Origin of the sequence: Stenotrophomonas sp. HMWF003, assembly GCF_003061285.1 — a bacterium.
Lineage (GTDB): Bacteria > Pseudomonadota > Gammaproteobacteria > Xanthomonadales > Xanthomonadaceae > Stenotrophomonas > Stenotrophomonas maltophilia_AP.
This window is the reverse complement of the sequence record NZ_QAIW01000234.1, coordinates 1,378-7,752: the sequence shown is the minus strand read 5'-3', so window position 1 is coordinate 7,752 and position 6,375 is coordinate 1,378. Positions and strand designations below refer to the sequence as shown.

Annotated in this window: 4 protein-coding genes and 2 pseudogenes; 4 read left to right on the top strand and 2 right to left on the bottom strand. The window is 68.3% G+C overall.

The annotated features are described in order from the left end of the window. From DBR34_RS21755 to DBR34_RS09630, 3 genes and pseudogenes are all read left to right on the top strand, one after another. Positions 1 to 363 (top strand): annotated as a pseudogene (locus DBR34_RS21755) (hypothetical protein); the annotation flags it as partial. A gap of 58 nt (positions 364 to 421) precedes the next feature. After that, the gene (locus DBR34_RS09635; protein WP_128096621.1) at positions 422 to 3,190 is read left to right on the top strand and encodes a TonB-dependent receptor; all 2,769 of its coding nucleotides are present in this window, start codon (positions 422 to 424) and stop codon (positions 3,188 to 3,190) included. A gap of 39 nt (positions 3,191 to 3,229) precedes the next feature. Further along, complete coding sequence (locus DBR34_RS09630) at positions 3,230 to 4,357, top strand: cytochrome c peroxidase (RefSeq protein ID WP_128096620.1); 1,128 nt, start codon at positions 3,230 to 3,232, stop codon at positions 4,355 to 4,357. Between the two features lie 6 nt (positions 4,358 to 4,363). Here DBR34_RS09630 and DBR34_RS09625 read toward each other — a convergent pair whose 3' ends face one another. Then, positions 4,364 to 5,194 (bottom strand): DUF3014 domain-containing protein, encoded by an 831-nt coding sequence (locus DBR34_RS09625; RefSeq protein WP_128096619.1) that lies wholly within the window; start codon positions 5,192 to 5,194, stop codon positions 4,364 to 4,366. Between the two features lie 210 nt (positions 5,195 to 5,404). On the opposite strand from DBR34_RS09625, the gene DBR34_RS09620 reads away from it, so the two are divergent. Further along, positions 5,405 to 6,115: a glutathione S-transferase gene (locus DBR34_RS09620; protein ID WP_128096618.1), complete on the top strand. Its 711-nt coding sequence runs from the start codon at positions 5,405 to 5,407 to the stop codon at positions 6,113 to 6,115. A gap of 1 nt (position 6,116) precedes the next feature. Here the strand turns inward: DBR34_RS09620 and DBR34_RS22515 are convergent. Further along, positions 6,117 to 6,375: pseudogene (locus tag DBR34_RS22515) on the bottom strand (hypothetical protein); the annotation flags it as partial.

The following is a 6,375-nucleotide window of genomic DNA, read 5'->3' as shown; positions in this document are numbered from 1 at the left end:
GTGCAGGAGGGGGCCGTGCAGGTCACGGCCGACACCGCCAGTCGACGCGTGGAAGCGGGGCAGCAGGTGCGCTGGCACGCCACGGAGTTGCCGGCGCCGTTGCCCGCCCCCGCCGGCAGCGACGCCTGGACGCAGGGCATGCTGGTGGCCGACAGCCTGCCCCTGCAGGCACTGCTGGCCGAGTTGGGGCGCTACCACCACCGCTGGCTGCGGGTGGATCCCGCGATTGCAGCGCTTCCGGTTTCCGGTGCCTTCCCGCTGGATGACCTGGACCGCAGCCTGTCGATGTTGGCGGACACCTGTCCGGTGCAGGTGGAACACGGCCTGGCCATCCGTCTGCGCGCTGCGGAAAAGCGCGAATGACACTTTTATCGATGTCGGGTGGCAAAGGAGATGAACCCCTTTTCCGTCGGCCTCTCCCATGCCTGTGATCCGAACCCGTTTCCGCCTCAGCCTGCTGGCCGTGGCGCTGGTGGCCAGCCCGGCCTTCGCCCAGACCGCCCCCGTGACCGAAACCACGGTGCTGCGCGGTAGCACGCCGCTGGGCAGCGCGCTGGGCACCTTCGCCGCGCGCCACGGCGTGGCCCTGTCCTTCGACCCTGCCCTGACCCAGGGGCGCCTGGCGCCGCTCATCGCCGACGGCCTTGGCGTGGAGGCCGGCTTTGCCGCCCTGCTGCAGGGGACCGGATTGCGCGCCGAGCGTCGGGACGACGGCAGCTACACCGTGCATCAAGTGGCCGGACCGCGCGTGACCGCGCCGCTGCGCGTGGGCACCTCCGCCCCGGGCACCTATCTGCCGCAGCCCCTGCCCTATGGCCAGGGCATGACCTTGGATGCCGACGCGCTGCAGGCCCAGGTGAAAGGCAACGGCGACATCGCTACCGCATTACGCAGCAACCCGGCCGTGCAGTTCAACGATACCGGCCGCAGCAGCCGCAACATGGGCGAGATCCGCCCGGACGATTTCTCCATCAACGGCGCGCCCTACTACCAGAACCTGTTCCTGCTAGATGGCGCGACGATCAACAATGACATCGATCCGGCGGTCAACGCAGACAGCCCCAGCAACGTCAACAACGCCGTGGACGTGCCCAGCGCAAGCCAGGGCATTGCCGTCGACGTGGACCTGCTGGAATCGCTGACGGTGTATGACGCCAACGTCCCGGCCAGCTACGGTGGTTTCACCGGCGGCGTGGTCGATGCACGCAGCCGCAAGGCCCGCGATGCCCTGCACGGCAAGGTGTGGATGCGCATGGCGCGCTCGGCGTGGGACCAGATCATCGCCAATGATGCCCAGCAGGACAGCTACGAAGAATCGGCCACGTTCGCCTACCAACCGCAGTACGACAAATACCGCGTGGGCGCGCGCCTGGAAGGCCGCACGTCGTTCGGGCTGGGCATCATCGGCACGGTTACCCGGAGCCACTCGGACATTCCGCTGCGCGCCTATTCCGGCGGCCGCGATTCCACGGGCGATGACGTCAACCAGAAGACCCAGACCCGGCAGAACACCAGCGCCAGCATTGCCCTGGACTGGAACAACGATGACGGCCTGGAGCTGGCTGCCAACGTGTCCTACGCGCCCACCGATGACCGCTACTACATCATGAACGGGCGTGATTCGTGGTTTGACATCCGGTCCGGCGGCCCTACGGCCAGCCTGCGCGCCAACTGGTCCCACGGCCCGTGGACCTTGCGCTCTACGTTGAACTACAGCGACGTGGAAAGCTCGCGGCGCAGCGACCTGGACTACATGCGCAACTGGGCCAGCTCCGACGCATTCAACTGGAGCCCCACCGGCATCAGCTCCGAAGGCAGCTACGGCAACATCGACCAGCGGGACCGCCGCATCGGCTACCGCATGGTGGTGGATCGTGAGATTTTCTCGATCGGCACCACCGAGCACCGCGTGCAGCTGGGCCTGGGCGTGCAGCGCCGGGACGGCAGCTACGAACGTTTGAACGATCATTCGGTGTACCTGTCCACCGGCGTGACCAGCAGCTGCACCCTGTCCGATGGCACCGTGGATACCTTCAGCTGCTCGCTGTCGCCGCTGCGCAGCGGTGCGGCCGGCCAATACTTCACCCAACAGCAGCGCTACCACGCCGGGCGCTTCGAGGTCAGCGGAGAAGAGTACGAAGCCTGGCTGCAGGACGACATCCGGGTGGGAAACTGGAGCCTCCGTCCCGGCCTGCGCCTGGACCGCAATACCATTTGGAGCCAGACCACACTGTCGCCGCGTCTGGCGGCGGCCTGGGACGTACGGGGTGACCAGCGCACGGTGCTCAATGCCGGCATCAACCGGTATTACGGCCGCAGCTTCTACAGCTACCTGCTGCGCGACGGCCGCGACCGCCTGCGTGAGACCCTGGTTCGCCGCAGCGCGCGTACGTCGTGGGACGATGCCGCCCGCACCTGGAATGTGGCCACCAACCGCCTGCGTGACATCGACTCACCGTACACCGACGAGTGGACGCTCGGCATCGACCAGCGGGCTGCCGGCCTGGTGTTCAACCTGAAGTACGTCAATCGTGCGACCCGCAAGGACATCCTGCGGCGCAAGGTCGACGACCCCGACCGCGCCCTCTACAACCTCAACACCTACGAGTTCACCAATGGCGGCCGCAGCGATGCTGAGATCTGGACCGCATCCATCGCGTCGCAGCAGCCCTGGGAGGTGATGGGCACGCGCAACAGCGTCCAGCTCTCGGCCGACCGCACCGACGTCAAGCGCAACTACAACAGCTACGAAGATGCCCTGGACATGTTCGAGCTGGTGCGCCTGGACGGCACGCTCATGTATCGGCATGAACTGCCTGCCTCGCAGTTCCTGCGGCCATGGAGCGCGCGCCTGAGCACGCGCACCGAGATCCCCGCGCTGGGCCTGAGTTGGAACAACTTCTTCCGCTACCGCGCGGGGTTCGAGGGCTTCACCACCGGTCCGGCACAGACCATCGACGGCGTTACAGCGCCCACCCTGACCAGCCGTACGTTCTCCGGCACCTGGAGCTGGGATGCGACCCTGGAATACCGCCTGGCGCTGCCGCAGCAGCAGGAAGCGTATGCGCGGGTGGAGGTCCAGAACGTACTCAATCGCGCCAACGTGGGCACGGCCGCAACCGCCGCGGCGGGCAGCATCTTCTATGAACCCGGTCGCAGCTTCTGGCTGGAGCTGGGCTATTCATTCTGAGGGCATGGCCGTCGCGGCCTGCGGCGGTCCATCCAGCTGATGCCACGTCACCGCCCTGCACGCCTGATCCTGCTTGTCGCCGCCCTGCTCCTGGGCGGCACGGGCATGCCGTTGCCCGCGCGCGACACCCCCTGCCCGGCCGTCCTGCCGGCGCGCCCGGACCCGGCGTGCCTGCGTGCGCTCTACAGCGGTCCCAGTGCAGGCTGGCCGGCACCAGAGGTGGCGCCGGGCGTGGTGTGGCAGGAACTGGCCCCGTTGGGGCCACCGCCCGAACCGCGCGACAACCCGACCACGCCGGCGAAGGTCGCCCTGGGCCAGCGCCTGTTCAACGACCCACGCCTGTCGCGCTCGGGGCAGATCGCCTGCGCCACCTGCCACGAACGCGACCTCGGCTTCGCCGATGGCCGGCGCGTGTCGTTCGGCCACGACCGACAACCCGGTCGCCGCAATGCCCCCAGCGTGGCGATGGCCGGTTACGCACACACGCTGTTCTGGGACGGTCGCGCGGCCACGCTGGAAGACCAGGCGCTGGCGCCGATCGCCGACCCGAAGGAGATGGCCTTCCGTGCCGAGGACGCGGCAACCCGCGTGCGCGCCGATGCCGACTACCGCACCGCCTTTGCCACCGTGTTCGGCGACGACCGCGTGGATACCCGCCAGCTGGCCCAGGCCATCGCCGCGTTCGAGCGCAGCCTGGCCCCCACCCGTAACCGTTTCGACCGCTTCCTCGGCGGCCAGCCCAGCGCGCTGGACGACGCGCAGCTGCGCGGCCTGCACCTGTTCCGCACGCGCGCCGGGTGCATGAACTGCCACAGCGGACGGGCGCTGACCGACAACGGCTTCCACAACCTGGGCCTGCATTTCCACGGGCGCGCGCGCCAGGACCTGGGCCGCTACGAGGTGACCGGCGATCCCGCCGACAGCGGTCGCTTCCGCACACCCTCGCTGCGCGGGGTGGCCAACACTGCGCCCTACATGCACAACGGCCTGTTGCCGCGGCTGGACGGCGTGCTGGCGTTCTACAACGTGGGCGGCGGCAAGCCACGCGCGCCGGCAGTGCCTGCTGCCGACGCGCCGCCGTTCCCGCAACCGGACCCGCTGCTGCGCCCGCGCGGACTCAGCCGCCAGGAGCTGCAGGATCTGGAAGCGTTCCTGCGCGCCCTGTAGCCGCCATCAACCGCGACTGAGCACCGCGCGGAGTGCCCGCAGCTGTTGCTTCACCGCGCGCGCCTGCGCGGCATCCATGCGCAGCAGCAGCTTCTGCCCCACCGAGCGGGACTGCAACGCAGGATCGACGAAGCGATAGCGACCGCGCTCGTCGCGTGTCACCGCCAACGGCCGCGGCGGCTCCGGCGTCTGTAGCAGGTGGTCTATCACCGCCACTACGCGGTCATTGAAGTACGCGTCGGGCTGTCCCAGGTCTGCATACGCCTGCTGGAGCAACGGGTAGACGCGCACATAGGCCTTGCCCGCGGCAGCCGCGTCCAACGCGGTGAACGCCGTCACGTAGGGGGCGTAGCGCGCGGCGTTGGTTGCGGCGATGTGCGTGGTGCCCTCCACGGTGTCGACCTGCAGGCTGCCCGGCAGCGCACGCACCGCCATCGCGGGCGTCGGCACGCTGGGCTTGTCGAGATTGTCGATGTGGGTCACCACGCGCTGGACCAGATGGTCGCGCAGCAGCAGTGCCAGTGCACCGTCGCCGTTGAACAGCGCCGCCAGTGCGTCGAACACCGGCCCATCACTGTCGGCCAGCGCGGGCAGTGCCGGATCGGCCGCATCGCGGGGATCGACCGGGTGCTGGATGGAAGGCGGCGCAGGGGCCGCAGGGGATGCAGGAACGGGCGGTCTCTTCGTGCCCGCACGCTGCGCCGCGGGCGTCTGCACCGGCACCTGTACGTCATCGACAAGACCGCGCAGGGTATCGCTGAACAACCACGTTCCCGCACCGCCAATCACCACCACACCCAACACCCACGGCCAGATCGCCTTTCCGCTCTTCTGCATGTTGCCGTACCTCGCGTTTCACGTGCCTGGACACCGTATGAGCCCCGCCATCGGACGGGGTTCCCCGCGCACCTGCAGGGCCGCAGCATGCGCGTTGACACCGCATCATCCCGCAGCCGCGATGAACCGCTGCCACGTCAACCACTCCACGCTCACGCCCGCTTTGCATGCGCGCGCCGATGCTGTGCACTGTTCTTGTGGAGCACCGTGATGCATTACGAGCTGTACTACTGGACCGGCATCCAGGGCCGTGGCGAGTTCATCCGGCTCGCGCTGGAAGATGCGGGGGCGGCCTACACCGACATGGCGCGCGTGCATGGCGACGCGGTGATGCAGCCGTTCCTGCAGGGCAAGGAAGAAGGCCTGCGCCCCTTCGCACCGCCGTTCCTGAAAAGTGGCCGGCAGGTGATTGCCCAGGTCGGCGCGATCCTTGATCACCTCGCGCCGGAACTGGGCCTGGTGCCCGAAGCGGCGTCCCGTCGACAGCAGGCACTGCTGCTGCAGTTGACCATCGCCGACCTGGTCGCCGAAGTGCACGACACCCACCACCCGATTGCCGCATCGAAGTACTACGAAGACCAGAAGCACGAGGCGAAGGCACGTGCGGAGGCGATGCGTGCCGAGCGGCTACCGAAATTCCTGGCGTACTTCGAGGCTGTGCTGAAGGACAACGGGGAGCGTCATCCGCTGCGCGAGCATTCGTACGTGGACCTGTCGCTGTTCCAGCTGCTGAGCGGGCTGGACTACATGTTCCCGCGGCGCATGCAGGCACTGTGGCCCACCCTGCCGTTGCTGCGCGCGCTCAAGGACCGGGTGGAGCGGCGACCGAACATCGCCGCCTACCTGGCCTCCGACCGCCGTTTGGCGTTCAACACCAACGGCATTTTCCGCCATTACCCGGAACTGGACGGCGACCGGTAGATCACGACCGTGGGTCGTGATCCACGCGCGGCTGCTTCTGCAGCGACAGCAGTGCCAGCAGCCCGGCCAGCGCCACGTAGGCCCCGGCGAACTGCCACATGATGAGCTTGGGCAATCCGACCAGCTGCCACGGCAGGTAGATGCCGCCGCGCGGGTCCACCGAATGGATCAGGCCGAACAGGGTCAGCACCGCCGCCACCAGCAGGAAACCGGAGGAGCGCAGCAGCCGGCCGTCGATCATCGCCACCACGGCGGCAATC

Coding starts and splice junctions, on each gene's coding strand:
- DBR34_RS09630 (WP_128096620.1), top strand. CDS start 3,230: ATGCCACGTCACCGCCCTGCACGCCTGATCCTGCTTGTCGCCGCCCTG.
- DBR34_RS09625 (WP_128096619.1), bottom strand. CDS start 5,194: ATGCAGAAGAGCGGAAAGGCGATCTGGCCGTGGGTGTTGGGTGTGGTG.
- DBR34_RS09620 (WP_128096618.1), top strand. CDS start 5,405: ATGCATTACGAGCTGTACTACTGGACCGGCATCCAGGGCCGTGGCGAG.
- DBR34_RS09635 (WP_128096621.1), top strand. CDS start 422: ATGCCTGTGATCCGAACCCGTTTCCGCCTCAGCCTGCTGGCCGTGGCG.